The organism is Streptomyces coeruleofuscus (assembly GCF_039532725.1).
In the GTDB taxonomy this organism is placed as follows: Bacteria; Actinomycetota; Actinomycetes; order Streptomycetales; family Streptomycetaceae; genus Streptomyces; species Streptomyces coeruleofuscus.
Genome location: NZ_BAAASE010000006.1, coordinates 462,206 through 482,489 on the forward strand (window position 1 = coordinate 462,206; position 20,284 = coordinate 482,489).

At 71.1% G+C, this 20,284-nt stretch carries 20 protein-coding genes and 1 tRNA gene; 8 read left to right on the plus strand and 13 right to left on the minus strand.

What is annotated here, in order from left to right:
- Nucleotides 1-16: 16 nt before the first annotated feature.
- Together ABFX81_RS25600 and ABFX81_RS25605 are read right to left on the minus strand one after the other, a co-directional pair.
- Nucleotides 17-90: transfer RNA gene (locus ABFX81_RS25600), tRNA-Thr, on the minus strand.
- 88 nt (nt 91-178) lie between these two features.
- Nucleotides 179-598 carry a DUF3224 domain-containing protein gene (locus ABFX81_RS25605; protein ID WP_086845414.1) on the minus strand — a complete coding sequence of 140 codons (420 nt, stop codon included), beginning with the start codon at nt 596-598 and terminating at the stop codon, nt 179-181.
- Between the two features lie 115 nt (nt 599-713).
- Here ABFX81_RS25605 and ABFX81_RS25610 point away from each other — a divergent pair, with 115 nt between their 5' ends.
- From ABFX81_RS25610 to ABFX81_RS25625, 4 genes are all read left to right on the plus strand, one after another.
- Nucleotides 714-1,682, plus strand: a complete 969-nt coding sequence (locus tag ABFX81_RS25610) for a helix-turn-helix transcriptional regulator (RefSeq protein ID WP_346138710.1) — start codon at nt 714-716, stop codon at nt 1,680-1,682.
- 185 nt (nt 1,683-1,867) lie between these two features.
- Nucleotides 1,868-2,956 (plus strand): ABC transporter ATP-binding protein, encoded by a 1,089-nt coding sequence (locus ABFX81_RS25615; protein WP_086845418.1) that lies wholly within the window; start codon nt 1,868-1,870, stop codon nt 2,954-2,956.
- Nucleotides 2,957-3,174: 218 nt separating this feature from the next.
- Entirely contained in the window at nt 3,175-3,630 is a 456-nt protein-coding gene (locus ABFX81_RS25620) for a hypothetical protein (RefSeq protein WP_086845420.1), read from the plus strand.
- A gap of 105 nt (nt 3,631-3,735) precedes the next feature.
- Entirely contained in the window at nt 3,736-4,467 is a 732-nt protein-coding gene (locus tag ABFX81_RS25625; protein ID WP_086845421.1) for a sugar phosphate nucleotidyltransferase, read from the plus strand.
- Between the two features lie 55 nt (nt 4,468-4,522).
- Here the strand turns inward: ABFX81_RS25625 and ABFX81_RS25630 are convergent, their stop codons facing one another.
- From ABFX81_RS25630 to ABFX81_RS25660, 7 genes are all read right to left on the minus strand, one after another.
- The gene (locus tag ABFX81_RS25630; protein ID WP_086845423.1) at nt 4,523-5,755 is read right to left on the minus strand and encodes a GNAT family N-acetyltransferase; all 1,233 of its coding nucleotides are present in this window, start codon (nt 5,753-5,755) and stop codon (nt 4,523-4,525) included.
- A gap of 239 nt (nt 5,756-5,994) precedes the next feature.
- The gene (locus ABFX81_RS25635) at nt 5,995-7,707 is read right to left on the minus strand and encodes a DoxX family membrane protein (RefSeq protein ID WP_086845425.1); all 1,713 of its coding nucleotides are present in this window, start codon (nt 7,705-7,707) and stop codon (nt 5,995-5,997) included.
- A gap of 129 nt (nt 7,708-7,836) precedes the next feature.
- Complete coding sequence (gene rlmB, locus ABFX81_RS25640; protein ID WP_086845427.1) at nt 7,837-8,778, minus strand: 23S rRNA (guanosine(2251)-2'-O)-methyltransferase RlmB; 942 nt, start codon at nt 8,776-8,778, stop codon at nt 7,837-7,839.
- 94 nt (nt 8,779-8,872) lie between these two features.
- Nucleotides 8,873-10,270, minus strand: coding sequence for a cysteine--tRNA ligase (gene cysS, locus ABFX81_RS25645; protein WP_086845429.1), 1,398 nt, complete (start codon nt 10,268-10,270; stop codon nt 8,873-8,875).
- Nucleotides 10,271-10,314: 44 nt separating this feature from the next.
- Nucleotides 10,315-10,818: a 2-C-methyl-D-erythritol 2,4-cyclodiphosphate synthase gene (gene ispF, locus ABFX81_RS25650; protein WP_086845431.1), complete on the minus strand. Its 504-nt coding sequence runs from the start codon at nt 10,816-10,818 to the stop codon at nt 10,315-10,317.
- Nucleotides 10,808-11,572 (minus strand): 2-C-methyl-D-erythritol 4-phosphate cytidylyltransferase, encoded by a 765-nt coding sequence (gene ispD / locus ABFX81_RS25655; protein WP_086845433.1) that lies wholly within the window; start codon nt 11,570-11,572, stop codon nt 10,808-10,810. The genes ispF and ispD overlap by 11 nt, the downstream gene beginning before the upstream one ends.
- A gap of 274 nt (nt 11,573-11,846) precedes the next feature.
- Entirely contained in the window at nt 11,847-12,329 is a 483-nt protein-coding gene (locus tag ABFX81_RS25660) for a CarD family transcriptional regulator (protein WP_003953493.1), read from the minus strand.
- A 583-nt stretch (nt 12,330-12,912) separates the two neighbouring features.
- Here ABFX81_RS25660 and ABFX81_RS25665 point away from each other — a divergent pair.
- Nucleotides 12,913-13,605 carry a copper chaperone PCu(A)C domain-containing protein gene (locus ABFX81_RS25665; protein WP_086845436.1) on the plus strand — a complete coding sequence of 231 codons (693 nt, stop codon included), beginning with the start codon at nt 12,913-12,915 and terminating at the stop codon, nt 13,603-13,605.
- A gap of 78 nt (nt 13,606-13,683) precedes the next feature.
- Here the strand turns inward: ABFX81_RS25665 and phoP are convergent, their stop codons facing one another.
- Both phoP and phoR read right to left on the minus strand, forming a co-directional pair.
- Nucleotides 13,684-14,364, minus strand: a complete 681-nt coding sequence (gene phoP, locus ABFX81_RS25670) for a two-component system response regulator PhoP (protein WP_030243122.1) — start codon at nt 14,362-14,364, stop codon at nt 13,684-13,686.
- Nucleotides 14,361-15,653 (minus strand): two-component system sensor histidine kinase PhoR, encoded by a 1,293-nt coding sequence (gene phoR, locus ABFX81_RS25675; RefSeq protein WP_086845437.1) that lies wholly within the window; start codon nt 15,651-15,653, stop codon nt 14,361-14,363. The genes phoP and phoR overlap by 4 nt, the downstream gene beginning before the upstream one ends.
- A 245-nt stretch (nt 15,654-15,898) precedes the next feature.
- Between phoR and phoU the strand changes: the two genes are divergently transcribed.
- The 3 genes from phoU to ABFX81_RS25690 all read left to right on the plus strand — a co-directional run bounded on the left by phoU (nt 15,899) and on the right by ABFX81_RS25690 (nt 17,347).
- A complete protein-coding gene (gene phoU, locus ABFX81_RS25680) occupies nt 15,899-16,600 on the plus strand; it encodes a phosphate signaling complex protein PhoU (protein ID WP_086845439.1) in 702 nt (233 codons plus the stop codon).
- 133 nt (nt 16,601-16,733) lie between these two features.
- Nucleotides 16,734-16,889 carry a hypothetical protein gene (locus ABFX81_RS25685; protein ID WP_167407414.1) on the plus strand — a complete coding sequence of 52 codons (156 nt, stop codon included), beginning with the start codon at nt 16,734-16,736 and terminating at the stop codon, nt 16,887-16,889.
- Nucleotides 16,890-17,095: 206 nt separating this feature from the next.
- Entirely contained in the window at nt 17,096-17,347 is a 252-nt protein-coding gene (locus ABFX81_RS25690; protein WP_086845441.1) for an SCO4226 family nickel-binding protein, read from the plus strand.
- A gap of 36 nt (nt 17,348-17,383) precedes the next feature.
- Here ABFX81_RS25690 and ABFX81_RS25695 read toward each other — a convergent pair whose 3' ends face one another.
- Entirely contained in the window at nt 17,384-18,649 is a 1,266-nt protein-coding gene (locus tag ABFX81_RS25695; protein ID WP_346138711.1) for a serine hydrolase domain-containing protein, read from the minus strand.
- Between the two features lie 57 nt (nt 18,650-18,706).
- Entirely contained in the window at nt 18,707-20,113 is a 1,407-nt protein-coding gene (locus ABFX81_RS25700) for an MFS transporter (protein ID WP_086845462.1), read from the minus strand.
- Between the last annotated feature and the right edge of the window lie 171 nt (nt 20,114-20,284).

Genomic DNA, 20,284 nt, shown 5'->3' on the forward strand with positions numbered 1-20,284 from the left:
ACCTGGGGTTCCAGAGAGCCCCCTGTCGGATTCGAACCGACGACCTACGCATTACAAGTGCGTTGCTCTGGCCAGCTGAGCTAAGGAGGCACCGCGTACTACAACGCCGTACGCGAGGGCGGCACCACTGTACACAGAGCCCGTTACCCCGAGCCACGAAGTTCCCCGCCGCCCGGTCTCACTCCAGCTCGTACTCGAAGCGGTACGCCACGGTCGGCTCCCCGTGGTGCGCGGTGAACCCGCCCTTCCCCCGCAGTCCGGCCAGCTCCCCGCTCCCGGAGTCCGGCACCACCTCGAACGTGCAGTGCACCGCCCCGTCCTCGCCGAACCACCCCCGCTCCTCCACGGCGAAGCTCCCCTCCCGCCCGTCGAGCCGGCCGGTGATCAGTTCCATGCCGGCGAAGGAGCCGGTCTTCTCGGTGACGTAGACGATGGAGTACTCGCAGAGCGTCCCGGCTGCCTCGATGCCGCCGCTGAAGGTGTTCCGGACGGAGGCGTGCGCGAGCCGGGGGTTCGCGTCCTCCCCCGGGCCGATCACGCGCTCCTGCCAGTCGGCGAAGGTGAAGTGTCCGGTGGTGGTGTGTGTGCTGCCGGGCATGGGTGGTCCTCTCGAAGATCAGACGATGGCCGTGCGGGCCGTCTGGGACCACTCTGTTTCCTGTACCTGACATCTCCTGTCAGGTACAGGAAACGTACGCCGGAGAATGTCCCCCATGCGCGCCGACCGGCTCCTCTCCCTGCTCCTGCTGCTCCAGAACCGCGGTCGGATGACCGCACCCGAGCTCGCCGCCGAGCTGGAGGTGTCGGTGCGCACGGTCTACCGGGACGTCGAGGCACTGGGCGCGGCGGGTGTGCCGGTGTGTGCCGATCGCGGGCCGGAGGGCGGCTACCGGCTGGTGGACGGTTACCGGACGCGGCTGACCGGTCTGACCGACGCCGAGGCCGGGTCGTTGTTCCTCGCCGGTATGCCCGGTCCGGCGCGGGATCTGGGGCTGGGGGCGGTGCTGGCCAGTGCCCAGCTGAAGGTGCAGGCCGCGCTGCCGGCGGAGTTGGCCGGGCAGGCGCGGCGGGTGCAGGAGCGGTTCCATCTGGACGCGCCGGCGTGGTTCCGGGAGGCCGATCCGGTGCCGTGTCTGGAGCCGGTGGCGGCAGCCCTGTGGGAGCGGCGGGTGCTGCGGGTGCACTACCGGCGGTGGCGGGGAGAGGTGCGCCGGGAGGTGCGGCCGCTGGGGCTCGTCCTGAAGGGCGGCATCTGGTACCTGGTCGCTTTGGCGGAGGAGTCCGTGCGGACGTACCGGGTGTCCCGTCTGCTGGCCGTGGAGGAGACCGGGGAGCTCTTCGACCGTCCGGCCGGCTTCGACCTGGCCGCCTACTGGGAGGAGTCGTCCCGGCGGCTGGAGGCCGCCCTGCAGCAGGGTGTCGCCCGGTTGCGTCTCTCACCGCGGGGGCAGCGGCTGCTGCCGATGCAGTTCGGGGCGGCGGGTGCACGCGCCCTTCAGAGCGCGGGTGGGCCGGACGCGGACGGCTGGGTGGAGGTGGAACTTCCCGTGGAGGCGGAGGCCGTGGCGGTCGGGGATCTGCTCCGGCTGGGTCCGGAGGCGGAGGTCATCGGGCCGCCGGAGCTGCGGCAGGCCGTGGCGCGGGCGGTGGCGGCGCTGGCGGACCGGTACGGGCAGCCGTGAAGCGTCTTCGAAAATTTCCGCGAAGTTCACAGGCTCGGAGGTACTGACAGACCACGTGAACGCCAGGTACCGTCCTGAGCCAGTTCACACGCGTGGACTACACCACAACGGAACACCCGTCGTGGCACCGCCTTCCTACTCGGATCGTCCGGCACGTTCCTGCCGGTAGAAGGGGTTCACTCATCATGGCCACTGTCTCGTTCGACAAGGCGACCCGGATCTACCCGGGTTCCACCAAGCCCGCTGTTGACGCGCTGGAGATCGACATCGAGGACGGCGAGTTCCTCGTCCTCGTCGGCCCGTCCGGCTGCGGCAAGTCCACCTCGCTCCGGATGCTCGCGGGGCTCGAGGACGTCAACGCCGGCGCCATCCGCATCGGCGACCGCGACGTCACCCACCTGCCGCCGAAGGACCGGGACATCGCCATGGTGTTCCAGAACTACGCGCTCTACCCGCACATGACCGTCGCCGACAACATGGGCTTCGCGCTCAAGATCGCCGGCGTCAACAAGGCGGAGATCCGGCAGAAGGTCGAGGAGGCCGCGAAGATCCTCGACCTCACCGAGTACCTGGACCGCAAGCCGAAGGCCCTCTCCGGTGGTCAGCGCCAGCGTGTCGCCATGGGCCGCGCCATCGTGCGTGAGCCGCAGGTGTTCCTCATGGACGAGCCGCTGTCCAACCTGGACGCCAAGCTCCGTGTGTCCACGCGTACGCAGATCGCCTCGCTCCAGCGCCGTCTGGGCATCACCACCGTCTACGTCACCCACGACCAGGTCGAGGCCATGACGATGGGCGACCGCGTGGCGGTCCTCAAGGACGGTCTGCTCCAGCAGATCGACACCCCGCGCAACATGTACGACAAGCCCGCCAACCTCTTCGTGGCCGGCTTCATCGGCTCCCCCGCGATGAACCTCGTCGAGGTCCCGGTGACCGACGGCGGCGTGAAGTTCGGCAAGTCGGTCGTGCCGGTGCAGCGTGACGCGCTCGCCGCCACCACCGACAAGACCGTCACCGTCGGCGTCCGCCCCGAGCACTTCGACGTGGCCGGCCCGGACGCCGAGCTGGGCCTCGCGGTCACCGTCAACGTCGTCGAGGAGCTGGGCGCCGACGCCTACGTCTACGGCACCGCGAAGGTCGGCGACGACTCCAAGGACCTCGTCGTCCGCGTCAGCGGCCGTGACGTCCCGGAGAAGGGCAGCACGCTGCACATCGTCCCGCGCTCCGGCGAGACGCACGTGTTCTCCACCTCCACGGGCGAGCGCCTGTCCGACTGACCCGTCGGCAAACGCACAACCCCGGGTGAATCACCCACGTTGACGAAGAGGGCCCCGCAGCGCGCTGCGGGGCCCTTCTCGTTGTCGACAAATACCCCGGCAGACCGGACATTTCGAGCAGTGTGCGTCAACGCCTTACCCAAAAAAGTGCACTCTCTCATCCCCCGAACCGGTGACTAAATGTCTACAAACCATTACCCCGCGCTACCCTCACACGCGTGAAGCACTCCACTAACCAACAGACGCGGCGCGGCCGGGGCCCCGCCCGCCGGATCGGCCGCACCCTCGCTTTCGTCCTGCCCGTCGTCCTGGTCCTCTCCGGGACCCTCGCGGTCACCCGAGTCAACTGGTCGGGAAGCCCCTCCGACCCGGTGCTCACCGCCGCGGACACCAGCGCGTCCGCCGGCACGCCGCGGGCCGCCAAGCGCGCCCCGCAGGACATCCTGCGCGACAGGCTGCTGACCGAACTCCAGGAGGAGAACCCGGGCGTCGCCCTCACCCACCTCCAGCAGGCCGTCAACGGCCGCCCGAAGCTGGCGAAGCACTGCGCGTCCATCGCCCGCGCCCTCGGCCAGGCCGCCGTCCGGGTCTACGGCCCGACGCGCGCCCAGTCCTACGCCCGCCCGGTCTGCGACACCTCCTTCGCCACGGGCGTCGCGGCCGCGCACGGCTGAGCACACGGCCCTGCCGAACGAGAGGGGTGGGAAGCCGGCAGCGATCGATGCGGGAATCTTCGTCCGCCGCGGTACCGGGCGGGACGCCACGTACAGTTCGGTCTCATGAGCGATCCGAGCGCCGCGTCCCGCCCCGTTCAAGCCGTCGTTCTGGCCGGAGGCCAGGGCTCCCGGCTGCGTCCGTACACCGACGACCGGCCCAAGCCGATGGTCGAGATCCCCGGGACGGGGACTCCGATCATCGGCCATCAGCTGTCCTGGCTCGCCGAGGAGGGCGTGACGGACGTGGTGGTCTCCTGCGGCCACCTCGCCGAGGTGCTCCAGAAGTGGCTGGAGACGGCCGATCTGCCGGTCTCCGTCACCACGGTCGTGGAGTCCGAGCCCCTCGGCCGCGGCGGCGGCCTCAAGTACGCCGCCGCACATCTGCCTCGCCCGGACCAGCCCTGGTACGCCACGAACGGCGACATCTGGACCCGGTTCTCACTGCGTGACATGGCGGACTTCCACACCGAGCGGGACGCCCTCGCGACGCTGGCCCTGGCCCGGCCGCGCCTGCCGTGGGGCGCGGTGAAGACGGACGGCTTCGGCCGTATCACGGACTTCATCGAGGCCCCGCCGTCGACCTTCGAGATCAACGCGGGCGTGTATGTCTTCTCCCCCGAGTTCGCGGGGCTGCTGCCGGACCGCGGGGACCACGAGCGCACGACGTTTCCACGGCTGGCCCGCGAGCGGAAGCTGGCCGGCTTCACGATCCCCCAGGGGTCGTATTGGCGTGCGATCGATACGGCGAAGGATCTGACGGAGGCCGCGAAGGAACTGGCCGCGTTGGGGCGCTGAGAGCCGTTCAGCCCCCCCCCCTGACGGGAGTTGTACAGGGCCGGCGAGCGCGCGGTCAGAACCAGTGCAGGCAGTGCGGGGGACGGTCGGCACGGAAGAGCGCGTCGGCGAGGGTGGCCGCGCCCTGATGGTGGGCCCGGATGTGTCCGGCACGCACGAGCGTGCTCGGGGCGGTGCCGCCGAGGTAGACCGAGCCCAGGTCGCGCACGTCCAGGGACAGGTCGGGCTCCCGGTCCGTCGGGATGCAGTCGGCCTTGCCCTCCTGGACGGTCAGCAGGTAGCGGCCGTGTTCGCCGAGGAACGGGTCGTCGACGTCGAGGACGAGCTCGCCGTCCGTGAACCAGCCACGTGCGGTCAGCGCCTGCGGGATGTCGAGGAGCCGTACCCAGAGCCAGTCCATGTCGTCGCTCACCTGGCCGGCGCGGAAGTCCGCAAGCTGCCAGCGCAGCGGGTGCTCGGGCGGGACGTGCTTGAACACGACCTGGGTGACCAGGTCGTGTCCGAGTACGAACCGGGCCAGGGCCGTGAAGACGGCGTCGTCGGTGGTGATGGTCTCGTCGACCGTCAGGGTGTTGGATTCGCCGATCGAGTAGCTGGCGTACCCGTCCGGGTCGCCGTCGGCGTCCCGGTGCACGGCGACGTAGCGCGGCTCCGGCGAGATCGGGGGCTGCCCCGCGCGCAGGGCCCACCAGCGGTGCGGCCGGGACAGCGCGCCGGGCTGGGCGCGGCGATACCGGTCGTAGACCTCTTCCAGGATCTCGCCGCACTCGGCACGCCGCAGTACCTCGACCGAGCCGTCGTCCGGGCCGGCCGCTGGGGCGCCCGCCGCGGTGCGTGCCCGGGGAACGGCGAGGGCGGCCTGGCGGCGCGGCACTGTCAGCCGCTGCGTGTAGGTCGCCGGTCCGTAGCCGAACCTGCCGTAGATCGGCGCCTCGGAGGCCAGCAGCACGGAGAGGAAATCTCCCCGGGCCCGCAACGCGGTGAGCTGGTGCCGCATCATCGTGCTGAGCACGCCCTGGCGCCGGTGGGAGGGCAGGACGCCGACGGCGGTCACCCCGGCGACCGGGAGGATGGCCTCACCGGGCAGGGTGAGCTCGAAGGGGTGCTCGGCCGCGGTGCCGACGGGCCGCCCGTCCGCCGTCAGGGCGAGCAGGCAGCGGTCCGTTTCGAGCGCCGACCACCAGAGCCCGCCGCCGTCGACCGGGGTTTCCGGGAAGCGCCCGAACGCGGCATGGACGGTGTCGACGAAGACGTCGAGATCCTTGTCGGTCGTGGAACGGATCTCCATCGCGGCCGCTGCCTCCTCGGGATACCGGCACCACGACGCGTGGTGTCCCGCCACAGTGCAGCGTCACCCCGTGGCCCGGTCAAACGAATTACGGCTACGCCGAGGCCCGGCACCCCGACCTGCCGGCCGCCCAGCGCCGTGAGCACGCCCCGACTCCTCGCGCCGGTCGGACGTGTCGTCACATCCGACCGGCGCAAGGCCGGTGGGCACCGATCCGGTGCTCGTCTCCGGTCGGAGAACTAGCCCAGCAGACCGCCCACCAGGCCCGGTCGGCCCGTGGACGAGGAGCCGCCGTCGCCCGAGCCACCGCTCGAGCCGGAGCCGCCGGTCGCCGTGCCGCCGGAGGTCGGGCCGGAGGTGGTGCTCGGGGCCTGGCCGGCCGGGGAGGACCGCTGGGGCGGGGCCTGGCCCGCGCTGCCCTGGGTCTGGCTGGGCGAGCCGCCGGTGACGGTGCCGGTGTCCTGGGTGGCGCCCGGCCTGGTCGTGGTGCCCGCGCTGGGGCTGGCCGAGCCGGCCGTGGCGCCCTGGGTGGGAGAGGTGGAGGCCGACGGGGTCCGCTTGTCCTGCCGCTTGCCGGGGGCGTCCGGGAGCGGGGAGCCGGGCAGTTCGTTGCGCGGGGCCTCGCCGGGTCCGGGGACGACGACCCGGTCGGCGTCGCGGACGGCGCCGCCGAGCAGCGAGCCGACCAGCAGCGTGAGACCGACGGTGACGGCGGTGACGAGGACGCCGCGGCGCAGCACGTAGCGGCGCAGGTCCCAGATGTCGGCGCGGGGTCCGAGGCGGCGCCAGGCGCTGCCGGCCAGGCGACCGTCGACGGAGTAGACGGGAGCGCCGGCGATGATCAGCGGGGACCAGGCGGCGAGGTAGATGATGTCGGGGGTCTCGTAGGCGGGGACGCTCTTCCAGCTGACGGTGACCAGCAGCGCGGCCGACAGCAGGGCGCCGAAGGAGGCGGCGACGCGCTGCCAGCAGCCGAGGACCGTCAGGACGCCGACGATGACCTGGGCGAAGGCGATGGCCAGTCCGGTGCCGACCGGGTGCTCGAAGGCGAACTGGCGCAGCGGCTCGGCGACTTCCCAGGGGTGCAGGGTGTTGAGCCACTTGACCATGGAGCCGCGCTTGCCGCCGTCGAAGTAGACGGGGTCGCACAGCTTGCCCATGCCGGCGTAGACGGAGATGAAGCCGAGGAAGACGCGCAGCGGGAGCAGGACGACGCCGAGGTTCATCCGGCGGCCCGGGAAGTAGGCGTGCCGTGCCGGGTCGTCGCCGTGGCGCTTGACGCGCCGTGCGGTGTCGTCCGCCTCGGCGAGGTCGTCGAAATCCTCTTCCGTGTAGGCGGGTTCGTCGTAGGCGCTGCCGACCGTGCGCATGGGCGGCAGCAGCCGGGTGCCGTCGGCGGGCTCGTGGGTGCGCTGTCGGCCTACGACGGGGGTCTCGACCGTCTGGGTGAGGTCGTCCTGGTAGCCGTCACCCTCGTAGCCGGTGCCGCCGTAGCCGCCGTCCTGGTATCCGGCGCCGTAGCCCGGCCCCTGCGGGTCGGTGCCCACGCGGGAGATGACCTGGGTGGCCCCGGTGTCCTTGGCGGCCTCGTCGGGGTGGCGGACGCTCTCGTGCCGGACGGCCTGGAGGAGCCGGTGGGCGCCGGTGTCGTCGGGCGCGGACTTGCCGCTCCAGACGACGGGCCGGCGGCGGGTGGTGGCCCCGTCCGCCGCGCCCCCGGCGGTGACGACGGGGATGCGGGCGGTGTCCTCGCTGGCGGTCAGGTGCCGTGCGACCCGTGGGGACTGGACGTGACGCGTCGAGACGCCCAACTGCACGCGGAAACTCGCGTGATTGACGATGACCTGCGCCGGGTCGCTCGGCACCTTCACCATGCTCAGCGCGGGAGCGTCGTCGAGTCCCGACGAGCGGTCCCCCGTGGGTGTGCGGGGTGTTCTGGTGTCCACACTCATCTAACCGAGTGACGTCGGGATAGGACACTGCTTTGACTCGCCGGATCTGTCCGGACCCCGTCAAGCTTGCCCTTGTCGCCCCGATGCTCCCGGAATTAACCCGTACGGGTGAGGTGGGCGGACGCCTGTTCAGCTGCGCCGGCGAGCCGCCTCGTACAGCACGATCCCCGCCGCCACACCGGCGTTGAGCGACTCGGCGCCGCCCGGCATCGGGATCCGCACCCGGTGGTCGCAGGTCTCCCCGACCAGCCGGGAAAGCCCCTTGCCCTCACTGCCGACGACGATGACGACGGGCCCGCCCAGGGCTTCCAGCTCACCGAGTTCGACCTCGCCGTCGGCGGCCAGGCCGACGACCACGATGCCGGACTTCTTGTACGCCTCCAGCGCGCGCGTCAGGTTGGTGGCGCGGGCGACGGGCGTACGGGCGGCCGCACCGGCGGACGTCTTCCAGGCACCCGCCGTCATCCCGGCGGCCCGCCGCTCGGGTACGACGACGCCGTGCCCGCGGAAGGCGGAGACGGAGCGGACGACCGCGCCCAGGTTGCGCGGGTCGGTGACACCGTCGAGCGCGACGATCAGCGGGTCCTCGCCGTCGCCGAGGGCGGCGTCGGCGAGGTCCTGCGGGTGGGCGTACTCGTACGGCGGGACCTGGAGCACGAGCCCCTGGTGGTTCAGCCCGTTCGTCATCCGGTCGAGCTCGGGGCGGGGGGCCTCCATGAGGTTGATCCCGCCGCGCTCGGCGGCGAGCTGGAGTGCCTCACGGACGCGCTCGTCGTTGTCGATGAACTGCTGGACGTACAGCGTGGAGGCGGGCACGCCGTCGCGCAGCGCCTCGTAGACCGGGTTGCGGCCGACGACCAGCTCGGACGTGGACTTGCCGCCGCGGCCCCGGGGCGCGGGACGGCGCGCGGTCTGCCGCGCCTTGGCGCCGGCGACACGGTTCTTCTTGTGTCCCTTGCGCATCTCGGCGGGCGGAGTGGGGCCCTTGCCCTCCAAGCCCTTGCGCCGCTGGCCGCCACTGCCGACCTGCGCGCCCTTCTTGCCGGACATGCGGCGGTTGTTGGCTGCCATGACCTACCTGTCTGTGGGTGCGGTGACGTACGTCTATGAAGTGTGCCGCCCGGAGGCCCGGGCGGCACAATCGATCTTCCGGATCGCGGCCGGGTCAGCGCGGTCCGAGGCTCCAGCGCGGCCCTTGCGGGCTGTCCTCGATGACCAGACCGGACTGGCTCAGCTGGTCGCGGATGGCGTCCGCGGTGGTCCAGTCCTTGCGGGCCCGGGCGGCCTCGCGCTGGTCCAGGACGAGTCGTACGAGGCTGTCGACCACGCCGTGCAGGTCGGCGCCCCGGTCGCTCTCCCCGGCCCAGTGCGGGTCGAGCGGGTCGAGCCCGAGGACGCCGAGCATGGCACGGACCTCGGCGAGCCGGGCCACCGCGGCTTCCTTGTCGTCGGCGGCCAGCGCGCTGTTGCCCTGCCGGACGGTGGTGTGGATGACGGCGAGCGCCTGCGGCACACCCAGGTCGTCGTCCATCGCCTCGGCGAAGGCCAGCGGCACCTCTGTGGCCGGCTCGACCGTGCCGGCCTTCTCCACCACGCGCTGCACGAAGCCCTCGATCCGCGCGAACGCCGACTCGGCCTCGCGCAGCGCCTCCTCGCTGTACTCGATCATCGAGCGGTAGTGCGGGGTGCCGAGGTAGTAGCGCAGCACGATGGGCCGCCAGGCCTTGACCATCTCGCTGACCAGGACGCTGTTGCCGAGCGACTTCGACATCTTCTCGCCGCTCATGGTGACCCAGGCGTTGTGCACCCAGTACCGCGCGAAGTCGTCGCCGTAGGCCTTGGCCTGGGCGATCTCGTTCTCGTGGTGCGGGAAGACCAGGTCGAGGCCGCCGCCGTGGATGTCGAAGGCGGTGCCGAGGTACTTGTGCGCCATGGCCGAGCACTCCAGGTGCCAGCCCGGGCGGCCGCGGCCCCACGGCGTCTCCCAGCTGGGCTCCCCCGGCTTCGCCGCCTTCCACATGGCGAAGTCCCGCGGGTCGCGCTTGCCGGTCTCACCGGCGCCGGACGGCTGCTGGAGGTTGTCCAGCTCCTGGTTGGACAACCCCAGGTACTCCGGGAAGGAGCGCACGTCGAAGTAGACGTTGCCGTCGGCCTCGTAGGCGTGCCCGCGCTCGATGAGGCCGCGCATCATCTCGACCATCTCGGTGATGTGGCCGGTGGCACGCGGCTCGTAGGTCGGCGGCAGGCAGCCGAGGGCGTGGTAGCCGTCGTTGAACGCCCGCTCGTTCTCGTAGCCGATGGCCCACCAGGGGCGGCCCTGGTCGGCCGACTTGACGATGATCTTGTCGTCGATGTCGGTGACGTTGCGGATGAACGTGACGTCGTAGCCGCGGTACTCGAACCAGCGGCGCATGATGTCGAAGTTCAGACCGGACCGGATGTGCCCGATGTGCGGGGCCGCCTGCACGGTGGCGCCACACAGGTAGATCGAGACGCAACCCGGCTTGAGCGGGGAGAAGTCACGGATCTGCCGGGCGCTGGTGTCGTACAGGCGAATAGTCACGGGACCAGGGTAGTAGGCCGTGGGGGGTGTGTGGGGCAGTGCTTTCACTCGACTCGCACGACCAGTGCCGTCGCCACCGCCATGAGGCCCTCGTCACGTCCCGGGAAGCCCAGTCCGTCCGTCGTCGCGCCCGACACCGACACCGGCGCTCCCGCCGCCTCCGACAGGAGCTTCTGCGCCTCGTCCCGCCGTTTGCCGATCTTCGGCCTCGGGCCCACGACCTGTACGGCGATGTTGCCGATGCGGAAGCCCGCCCTGCGGACGATCCGGGCTGCCTCCGTCAGCAGCGTGACGCCGGACGCGCCGGACCACTCGGGGCGGCCCGTGCCGAAGTGCTGTCCCAGGTCGCCGAGGCCGGCCGCGGAGAACAGCGCGTTGCACGCGGCGTGGGCGACGACGTCCGCGTCGGAGTGGCCCGCCAGGCCCGGGCCCTCGCCCTCCCACTTCAGGCCGGCGCACCACAGCTCGCGGCCTTCCTCGAAGGCGTGGATGTCGGTGCCGATGCCGACCTGGGGCAGCGGCATCCCGGGCATCGCGTCAGAAGCCATCGTTGAGCCTCCTGCGGGCCAGGACCGCCTCCGCGAGCACCATGTCCAGGGGCCGGGTCACCTTGAACGCCTCCTCGTGGCCGGGCACCGCCACGACCGTGAGGCCGAGCTGCTCGACCATGCCGGCGTCGTCGGTGACGTCTCCGGTGACCGTCTCGTGCGCCCGCACCAGCGTCGCCCGGTCGAAGCCCTGCGGCGTCTGCACCGCCCGCAGCCGCGCGCGCTCCGGCGTGGCGACGACCGGCTCCGGCTCGCCGGGAGTCCCGGCCGGCTCGACCTGCTTGACGGTGTCGGCGAGCGGCAGCGCCGGGACCACGGCCGGGGCGCCCTCGCGTACGGCCTCGATGACCGCGTCGACGGTGTCCACCGGCACCAGCGGCCGGGCCGCGTCGTGCACCAGCACGATGTCGTGGCCGGGCGGCAGCGCGTCCAGGCCGAGCTTCACGGACTCCTTGCGGGTCTGCCCGCCCGGCACGACGAGGAAGTCGGTCCGCTCGGGCAGCGCGTGCGCGTCGAGCAGCGACCTGACCTCGGCGGCGCCGTCGGGCGGCGCCACGACGACGACCAGCGAGACGGCGCGGGAGGCGGCCATCGCGCGGACCGCGTGGATGAGCATGGGGGTGCCGCCCAGCGCGCGGAGCGCCTTGGGGGCGCCCGGGCCGAGCCGTACACCACGGCCGGCGGCCGGGATCACGGCCGCCGTACGGGCTGCCGAAGGGGTGGCCGACGGCGAAGGGCGCGAATCGTCAGACATCGGTTCCTGTCAGGTTTGTGTGTTGCCCTGGCGTGGGTATGGCCTGGAGGAGTGCCGGGCGCGACGCGCTCGACCGGACCCTTCCGTGACGCCGGTCGAGCCGGCTGCCCGGGCCCGGCACACCGAGCACCGGATCGTGAGTGATAACACATCCGGCGATGACGGCGCATTCGGCGTCCGAGTACGAACATGCCGCAGCGCCCGGCGACAAAGGAAACGTCATCGGGCACCGCGGCATTTCGATGTTGCTGAGTGCTGAGCGACAGGCTTCGCCTCAGGAGGCGAGAACCTCGTCGAGCAGGGCCTCGGCCTTGTCCTCGTTCGTGTTCTCCGCGAGAGCGAGTTCGCTCACCAGAATCTGGCGGGCCTTGGCGAGCATGCGCTTCTCACCAGCGGAGAGTCCGCGTTCGCGCTCACGACGCCACAGGTCGCGCACGACTTCCGCGACCTTGATGACATCGCCCGAGGCGAGCTTCTCCAGGTTTGCCTTGTAACGACGGGACCAGTTCGTGGGCTCCTCGGCGTACGGCGCGCGCAGCACCTCGAAGACCCGGTCCAGCCCGTCCTGACCGACCACATCACGCACGCCGACGAACTCCGCATTGTCCGCTGGCACACGCACTGTCAGGTCACCCTGGGCGACCTTCAGCACCAAGTAGGTCTTGTCCACGCCTTTGATCTGGCGAGTTTCGATAGCCTCGATCAGCGCGGCCCCGTGATGGGGATAGACCACGGTGTCGCCAACCTTGAACGTCATGTGACAGGTACCCCTTCCGTGGCTATCCAGGGTAACACGGAAACTGCGGGTTCTGAATGGCGTTTTCGCAGGTCAGGGCATATCTCGGGGCTTGACAAGTCCGACAGGGACGTGCTTCGGACAGGGAGTGGAGGAAGGTATTCGCAGGTCGGAGCGGCTCTCCGGGCCGAGCGAAACGCGTACGTTACACACATCCGGAGCCTCCCCCAAGCGGCCGAACATCCCCAAATGTCCGGTTCCGTATGATCGACTTCCGCTACTCCGTTCGGCGGCCCGAGCCGGGTTCCGGTCGAATCCGGAATTGATCACCGGGCGTCCGGGCGAGCCCCACGGTGATCAATTCCCAGGTGGTCCGCACATTCCTTCACGGAAATTTCGCGCTGCCGCCCGAGGCTCTTATGTGAATGCCGGACGAGCACCCCGCAATGTGACCCAGCCGTCACTTGTGGTTCAGCGAGGCCGCAGGTGCCGGGGGGTCGGGTGCGGCCGCGCGGGAACGGCTCGGTAACCTAAGGCCCGCTGACAGACACTTAGGGCGGCTTTATCGGCCGCTCCGCTCTCGAGTCAAGGAGTTGCCGCCGCCGTGAGCAGCAGCCTTCGACGCGGCGTCCTCGCCGCTGCCGCCATCGCGTTCTCCGTTGCCTCGCTCGCCGCGTGCGGTGCCGGCAACAACGCGCAGACCCTCGAGATCCAGCCGGACCACGCGGCGACGAGCGTCGGCAACATCAAGGTCCAGAACGCGATCGTGATCACGCAGCCCGACCTCGAGTCGACCGGCCCGGCCGCGATCTCCGCCACCTTCTTCAACTCCGGCAGCACCGCCGAGACGCTGGAGTCCATCACCCTCCCCGGCGCCGGCGAGAAGGCCGAGCTCAAGCCCGCCAAGGGCGGCAGCCTGAGCATCCCGGCCGGCGGCAGCCTGGTCCTGGGCGGCAAGGACAACGCCACGGCCGTGCTGCCGAGCGGCCGCGAGGCCGCCCAGGACGGCAACGCCCAGAAGGTCACCTTCACCTTCAGCGAGACCGGTGACGTGAGCCTGCGCGCGTTCGTCGTCCCCGCCGAGCACCACTTCACCGAGTGGGGCCCGACCGAGGTCCCGGCCGCGCCGGGCGGCTCGGCGTCCCCGTCCGGTTCGCCGTCGGGGAGCCCCTCCGGTTCGCCGGCCGGCACCGAGAGCCCCGCCGCGGGCGAGACGCCGGGCGGCCAGGAGTCGCCGGGCACGCCGACCGACGCGGCCTCCGCGAGCGCGTCGACGGGCGCGGGCGCCGGGCACTGAGCCCGCGCGAGGCAGTCGTACGAAAGGGCGGGACCTCCCAGGAGGTCCCGCCCTTCGCGTTCGCCTTACGCGGCCGGCTTACGGCTCGAACTTGTAGCCCAGGCCGCGGACCGTCACCAGGTAGCGCGGGGCGCCCGGGTCCGGCTCGATCTTGGCGCGCAGGCGCTTGACGTGGACGTCGAGGGTCTTGGTGTCACCGACGTAGTCGGCGCCCCAGACGCGGTCGATGAGCTGCATGCGGGTCAGCACGCGGCCGGCGTTGCGCAGCAGCATCTCCAGCAGGTCGAACTCCTTCAGCGGCAGGTCGATCTTGGTGCCGCCGACGGTGACCACGTGCCGGTCGACGTCCATACGGACCGGGCCGGCCTCCAGCGCGGCCGGAGTCACCTCCTCCGGCTCACCTCTGCGGCGCAGCACGGCCCGGATACGAGCGACGAGCTCGCGGGAGGAGAAGGGCTTGGTGACGTAGTCGTCGGCTCCTATCTCCAGGCCGACGACCTTGTCGATCTCGCTGTCCTTGGCGGTCACCATGATGACGGGGACGTTGGAACGGCCGCGCAGCTGGCGGCAGACCTCGGTGCCCGGCAGGCCGGGCAGCATCAGGTCGAGGAGGACGAGGTCGGCGCCGTTGCGCTCGAACTCGTCGAGTCCGTCGGGCCCGGTGGTCGCGACGGCGACCTCGAAGCCCTCCTTGCGGAGCATGTACGACAGGGCGTCGGAGAAGGACTCCTCGTCCTCGACGACGAGCACTCGGGTCACGGAAGGACCTCCGGGGCAGGAAGCGTTTCGTACGCGGTTGATTCGGGGGATGTGGGGGTGGACCGCCCGGCCTCTTCGTCGAGGCCCGCGCCTCCTGCGCGTTCTGTTCGGGCGGGCTGCTGATGTGCGCGGTCGCGGGCCGCACCGGCCTCCGGCAGCCGCAGGGTGAAGGTGGAGCCCTGGCCTTCGGCGCTCCACACGCTGACCTCCCCGCCGTGCGAGGCGGCCACGTGCTTCACGATCGCCAGCCCCAGTCCCGTACCACCGGTGGCACGGGAGCGGGCCGGGTCGACGCGGTAGAAGCGCTCGAAGATGCGCTCCTTGTCCTTGTCGGAGATGCCGATTCCCTGGTCGGTGACGGCGATCTCGATGTGTTCCCCGCCGGGCGCGTTCACCTTGCGGGCCGCTATGCCGACGCGGGTGCGGGCGGGCGAGTAGTTGACCGCGTTCTCGACGAGGTTGCCGAGGGCGGCGGCGAGCTGGCCGCGGTTGCCCCACACATGCAGGTCGGCGGTGCCGCCCGCGGCCATGGTGATCTCTTTGGTGCCGGCCTGGTGCCGGCAGCGGTCGATGGCCTCGGCGACGAGCTCGTCGACGCGGACCGGCTCGGCGTCCTCCAGCGGGTCGTCGTTCTGCACCCGGGACAGGTCGATGAGCTCCTGCACCAGGCTGGTGAGCCGGGTCGCCTCGATCTGCATGCGCCCGGCGAACCGCTCGACGGCCTCGGGGTCGTCGGAGGCGTCCATGACGGCCTCGGAGAGCAGGGAGAGGGCGCCGACGGGCGTCTTCAGCTCATGGCTCACGTTGGCGACGAAATCGCGCCGCACCGCCTCGATCCGGCGGGCCTCGGTGAGGTCCTCCACGAGCAGCAGCACCAGCCGGGAGCCGAGCGGCGCGACCCGCGCGGAGACGGCCAGGGCCTCCCCGCGTCCGGTCCCGCGCCGCGGCAGGTCCAGCTCCACCTGGCGTATCTCCCCGTCGCGCCGGGTGTCACGGGCCATCTGGAGCATCGGCTCGACGGCGAGCTTGCCGCCGCGGACCAGGCCGAGGGCGTACGCCGCCGAGCTGGCCTTGACCACGGCGTCCGCCTCGTCGAGCACGACGGCGGAGGACCTGAGGACCGACAGGACGGTGTCCACGCCCGGTGGCAGCACGGGATCCGTGTGCAGGGAGGTCCGAGTGGGGCGCTTCTGTTCGCGCTCGCTCCAGCGGAACGCCAGCATGGCGATGACGCCGGTGAGCACTCCGGCGATCGCAGCCGCTGCGGCGACCGCCGCGTTCACGTCCATGCACCCAGGTTAGGCATGGGTCGGGCACGGGCCACAGCCGTCGGGCTGCGAGCTCGAACACTCGTCGCCCAGAGTTCACCTTGGAGCCAGTATTGGTTCATTTGGGATGACGGAAACGGACGCGTACGGGCCGGAACGTGGGAGCGTGGGGTTCGGACCGTTGGTCATACGACGGTCGTACCGCCGGTTGTTCGGTGGGCCCCGGCCCATGAACCCCCGACACAGACGCACGAGAGGGAAGCCTGATGCGGGACGCGTACCACGAGGAACTGGACTCGATCGGCGACGGTCTGGTGGAGATGGCCCGGCTGGTCGGCTCGGCGATCGGGCGCGCCACCACCGCCATGCTCGACTCCGACCTGAAGCTGGCCGAGAACGTCATCGAGGCCGACCAGAAGGTCGACGAGCTCCAGCACGACCTGGAGGCCCGGGCGATAGCCCTGCTGGCGCGGCAGCAGCCGGTGGCGACGGACCTGCGCATCGTCGTCACGTCGCTGCGCATGTCGGCCGACCTGGAGCGCTCGGGCGACCTCGCCCAGCACGTGGCGAAGCTCGCGCGCCTGCGCTACCCGGACCGCGCGGTCCCGAGCGACCTGCACGCCACCATCCTGGAGATGGGCCAGCTCGCCCAGCGCCTGATGGCCAAGGCCGCCGAGGTGATCATCACCAAGGACGTCGACCTGGCGCTCCAGCTGGAGCAGGACGACGACGAGATGGACCTGCTGCACCGCACCCTCTTCCGGCACCTGATGGACGACCGCTGGAAGCACGGCATCGAGACGGCCGTGGACGTGACGCTGCTCGGCCGCTACTACGAGCGGTTCGCCGACCACGCGGTCTCGGTCGCCAAGCGGGTGGTGTACCTGGTGACGGGCGAGCACGCGGACGAGCTCCAGGCGGACTCGCAGCCGGAGATCCAGGCGGTGGCGGGGTCGGAGAGCGCCTGACGCCCGGTCCTGCTCCGGCGTGAGAGGGTCGGGCGGGGATCGGCCGGGGCGTGCGGGCGCCTCTGTGCGCCGTTGATGCGCCCAGCGGAACGGGCATCCAATGGGCACAGGCACCAGCCTTGAGGAGGGACCCATGGCCGAATCCCCCAGCACCACGCCCGACCCCACGCAGGAGCGCGAGACCGAGCAGCCCGTGGAGATCAGGAGCCTGCCCCTGGTCGCCGCGTGCGGCTGCGGCTCGGGCTGCGGCTGCGGGTGCCAGTCGGGCAGCCCCTGCCAGTGCGGCTGACGCCGGCACGTTCGTACGACCAGCAGGGCCCCGGTGGTTATCGCCGCCGGGGCCCTGCTGCGTTGTGGTCGCCTCCGTGCCCGTACGGGCGGACCATGGAGGTACGCCCGCTGTCCTGGCGTACCGCCGGGCACCGCGCCACTGGCGTACCGCCGGGCACCGCGTCTCTGGCGTACCGCCGGGCACCGCGAAGGAGGCACGACGTCATGGCCAAGTTCATGGATGTCCACCACAGCATGAAGGGCATCACGGAAGAGCAGCTGCGCGAGGCGCACAACGCGGACCTCGCCATCGAGAAGGACGAGAGCGTCCACTTCGAGGCGGCCTGGGCGGACCCGGAGTCGGGCGTCGTCTACTGCCTCTCGGAGGCCCCGTCGGCCGAGGCGGTCCAGCGCATCCACGAACGCGCGGGGCACAAGGCCGACGAGATCCATCCGGTGCCGTTGACCGTCAGGTGAAGTGAGCGGTGCGGTCGGTCGGCCGTTCGGCCGGCCTCAGGGAGCGCTCCGGCAGAACTCGGATCGGACAGCGGCGTCTTCCAGCCGCTGCTCGCCCCAGTCGCCGTTGCGGTTCATGGTCATGACCTGCCGGCCGTCCGCCGAGGCGAGGGTGCGGGTCGCGGAGCCGGGGATCATGCCGCCGTGCCCCCAGGCCCAGCAGCCCTCGGCGAGCTTGAAGTGCCGTAGGCCCAGGCCGTAGACGTCCTGTGGGCCGCCATGACCCTTGTCCCCGTCGACCGGGACGGCGTCGAGCAGCTGCCGCTGCTGTGCGGGCGGCAGCAGGTCACCGGCCAGCAGGCTGGACAGGAAGGTGTTCACGTCGCCCACGGTCGAGATCATCTGCCCTGCGGAGAAGGCGACCGTGGGACTGAACTCGGTGACGTCGCGCACCTTCGCCTGCGGCCCGTCCTCGAAGAGCGTCGAGTAGTGCCGCGCGTGGGGCGAGGGCAGTCCGGGCACGGTGCCCGGCACGCTCGTGCCGCGCAGACGGAGTGGCCGTATGACGAGGCGCTCGACCGCGTGCGCGTAGCTACGGCCCGTGGCCTTCTCTATGACCATGCCGGCGAGGACGTAGTTGGTGTCCGAGTAGTCCCACTCGCCGGGTCGGCCGGGCCTGCTGCCCTGTTCGGGCTGGAAGTTCGGCGGGTGGGCGAGCGCGATGTCCACCAGTTCCCGTGGGGACCACCTGGTGTGCCGGTTCCGGTCGAACTCGTCACCCGCGTACCTCGCCCGGAAGCCGGCGTCCATGTTGTAGTCGAAAATCCCGCTCGTGTGATTGAGCAGGTGCCGCACGGTGATGTGCCCCCGCCGGTACCCGTTGCCGCGCACCACTCCCGGCAGCCACTCGGCCACGCTGTCGTCCAGCGACAGCTTCCCTTCGGCTTCCAGCCTGAGCAGCACGGTGGCGGTGAAGGTCTTGGTCACACTGGCGATCCGGAACCTCTCGTGGGTGCTCCGAGCCCGCTCCGAGCCGAGCCTCCGTACACCGGCCCTGCCGTCCCACACTCCGTGCCGGTCGCGGACCTGGGCGATGACGCCGGGGGTGCCCTGCGCGACGATCTCGTTCAGTACGGACTGGGTCGTCGCATGGACGGCCTGGCCCTCCGGCTGTAATCGCGGTGGTGGGTGCTGGGACGGGCCGGCCCCCGCGGAGGCGGCGACGGCGAGGGTGGCCGTGCCGACGAGGGCGGCGAGGGCGACGAGGAGGAGGCGACGGGCTGACGGCTGCTGCCTGTGGTGGTGTCGGCGGTGACGGGTCATGGGAACAGCTCATCAAGCGCCGTATCGCCACACCATCGGGCACATCCCGGAAACGGATCAGGGAGCGGACGCGGAACGCTCCGGGACCTGCCCTAGGGCCCCGGCGGCAGGCTCATCCGGAGCAGCCGGCTCAGCGGACTGAGCGGGCTGAGCGGGCTGAGCCGGCTCATTGGGCTGAGCGGGCTGAGCCGACTCATCGGGCTCAGCGGGCTCCTCCTCGGGCACCCGCCGCATCAACGCCCCGTACCCCAGCCCGGCCACCGTCCCGACCAGCGCGCACAGCCCCCACAGCCACTCCGCCCCGAACCGGTCGATGACGAAGCCGGACATCAGCGGGGCGACCAGGCCGGCGACGGCCCAGGACATGGTGTACATCCCCTGGTAGCGCCCGCGTCCGTGGAGCGGGGACAGCCGTACGACGAGACCCGTCTGCGTCGGCGCGTTGACGATCTCGGCCAGCGTCCACACGCACACCGTGAGGGCGATGACTCCGACCGACCCCGCGAAGGCGGTGAGTCCGAAGCCGTACCCCGCGAGGAGTGAGGAGATGACGAGCAGCCGACGGGGGTCGCGGTGCTCGATGAACCGCGTGACCGGGATCTGGAGCACGACGATCAGGACGCCGTTGACCGCGATCGCCATGCCGTACTCGGCCGGTGTGAACCCGGCCTCGCCCATCGCCACCGGCAGCCCGATCGACCCCTGCTGGAAGATCAGCGCGACGAGGAAGGACAGCCCGACGACGCTCATGAAGCGCCCGTCGCGCAGTACGGTCCCGAGGCTGACGGAGCTGTCGGAGGCCGCGGCCGTCTTCTCGGAGGCGGCGGCCGTCGTCTCAGTAGCGGCGGCCGTCTTCACCGTCTCGGCGGGCCTGGACTCCGGCAGCCGCAGGAAGACGAGGATCGCGCAGACCATCGTCATCCCCGCCTCGATCAGGAACCCGGCGAGATAGCTGACCTCGGCGATGAACCCGGCCGCCATGGAGGACACGGCGAAGCCGAGGTTGATGGCCCAGTAGTTGAGGGAGAAGGCGCGGATGCGGTCCTCGGGCCGGACGATGTCGGCCATCATCGCCTGCACGGCGGGCCGGGACGCGTTGCTGGCCATGCCGACGAGGAACGCGACGGCGGCGATCGCGACCGGGTGGTGCATGAACCCGAGGAGCGCGACGGACACGGCGGTCGAGGCCTGCGCGATCAGCAGCGTCGGCCGCCGCCCCAGCCGGTCGGTCATCACGCCACCGCCCAGTGAGGAGATGACGCCGCCGAGCCCGTGCAGGGCGGCGACCAGGCCGGCGTACGTGGCGGAGTAGCCGCGGTCGAGTGTCAGGTACAGCGCCATGAAGGTGGCGACGAAGGCGCCGAGCCGGTTGACGAGGGTGCTGGTCCACAGCCACCAGAACTCGCGGGGCAGTCCGGAGACGGTCTCCCGGACTGCGCGTCTGGCACGCAGGGCGGACGGCATGGACGGCATGGGCTCCCCCAGGGCGGCGCAAGGCTTGAGTGACGCCGGGTGTAAGTGGCACAGGCGGCATCGACAAATTACAAAGCCGCGGTTGACGGAGGCCACTCAATTAACAGAACCCGTCAAACGTCCGCCTGCCGGGCAGCCACGCGAACGGGCGAATGCGTGGAT

Bases quoted from the DNA above. Each gene is read 5' to 3' on its own strand.
- ABFX81_RS25605 (WP_086845414.1), bottom strand. From the start codon at position 598: ATGCCCGGCAGCACACACACCACCACCGGACACTTCACCTTCGCCGAC.
- ABFX81_RS25610 (WP_346138710.1), top strand. From the start codon at position 714: ATGCGCGCCGACCGGCTCCTCTCCCTGCTCCTGCTGCTCCAGAACCGC.
- ABFX81_RS25615 (WP_086845418.1), top strand. From the start codon at position 1,868: ATGGCCACTGTCTCGTTCGACAAGGCGACCCGGATCTACCCGGGTTCC.
- ABFX81_RS25625 (WP_086845421.1), top strand. From the start codon at position 3,736: ATGAGCGATCCGAGCGCCGCGTCCCGCCCCGTTCAAGCCGTCGTTCTG.
- ABFX81_RS25630 (WP_086845423.1), bottom strand. From the start codon at position 5,755: ATGGAGATCCGTTCCACGACCGACAAGGATCTCGACGTCTTCGTCGAC.
- ABFX81_RS25635 (WP_086845425.1), bottom strand. From the start codon at position 7,707: ATGAGTGTGGACACCAGAACACCCCGCACACCCACGGGGGACCGCTCG.
- rlmB (WP_086845427.1), bottom strand. From the start codon at position 8,778: ATGGCAGCCAACAACCGCCGCATGTCCGGCAAGAAGGGCGCGCAGGTC.
- ispF (WP_086845431.1), bottom strand. From the start codon at position 10,818: ATGGCTTCTGACGCGATGCCCGGGATGCCGCTGCCCCAGGTCGGCATC.
- ispD (WP_086845433.1), bottom strand. From the start codon at position 11,572: ATGTCTGACGATTCGCGCCCTTCGCCGTCGGCCACCCCTTCGGCAGCC.
- ABFX81_RS25660 (WP_003953493.1), bottom strand. From the start codon at position 12,329: ATGACGTTCAAGGTTGGCGACACCGTGGTCTATCCCCATCACGGGGCC.
- phoR (WP_086845437.1), bottom strand. From the start codon at position 15,653: ATGGACGTGAACGCGGCGGTCGCCGCAGCGGCTGCGATCGCCGGAGTG.
- phoU (WP_086845439.1), top strand. From the start codon at position 15,899: ATGCGGGACGCGTACCACGAGGAACTGGACTCGATCGGCGACGGTCTG.
- ABFX81_RS25685 (WP_167407414.1), top strand. From the start codon at position 16,734: ATGGCCGAATCCCCCAGCACCACGCCCGACCCCACGCAGGAGCGCGAG.
- ABFX81_RS25690 (WP_086845441.1), top strand. From the start codon at position 17,096: ATGGCCAAGTTCATGGATGTCCACCACAGCATGAAGGGCATCACGGAA.
- ABFX81_RS25695 (WP_346138711.1), bottom strand. From the start codon at position 18,649: ATGACCCGTCACCGCCGACACCACCACAGGCAGCAGCCGTCAGCCCGT.
- ABFX81_RS25700 (WP_086845462.1), bottom strand. From the start codon at position 20,113: ATGCCGTCCGCCCTGCGTGCCAGACGCGCAGTCCGGGAGACCGTCTCC.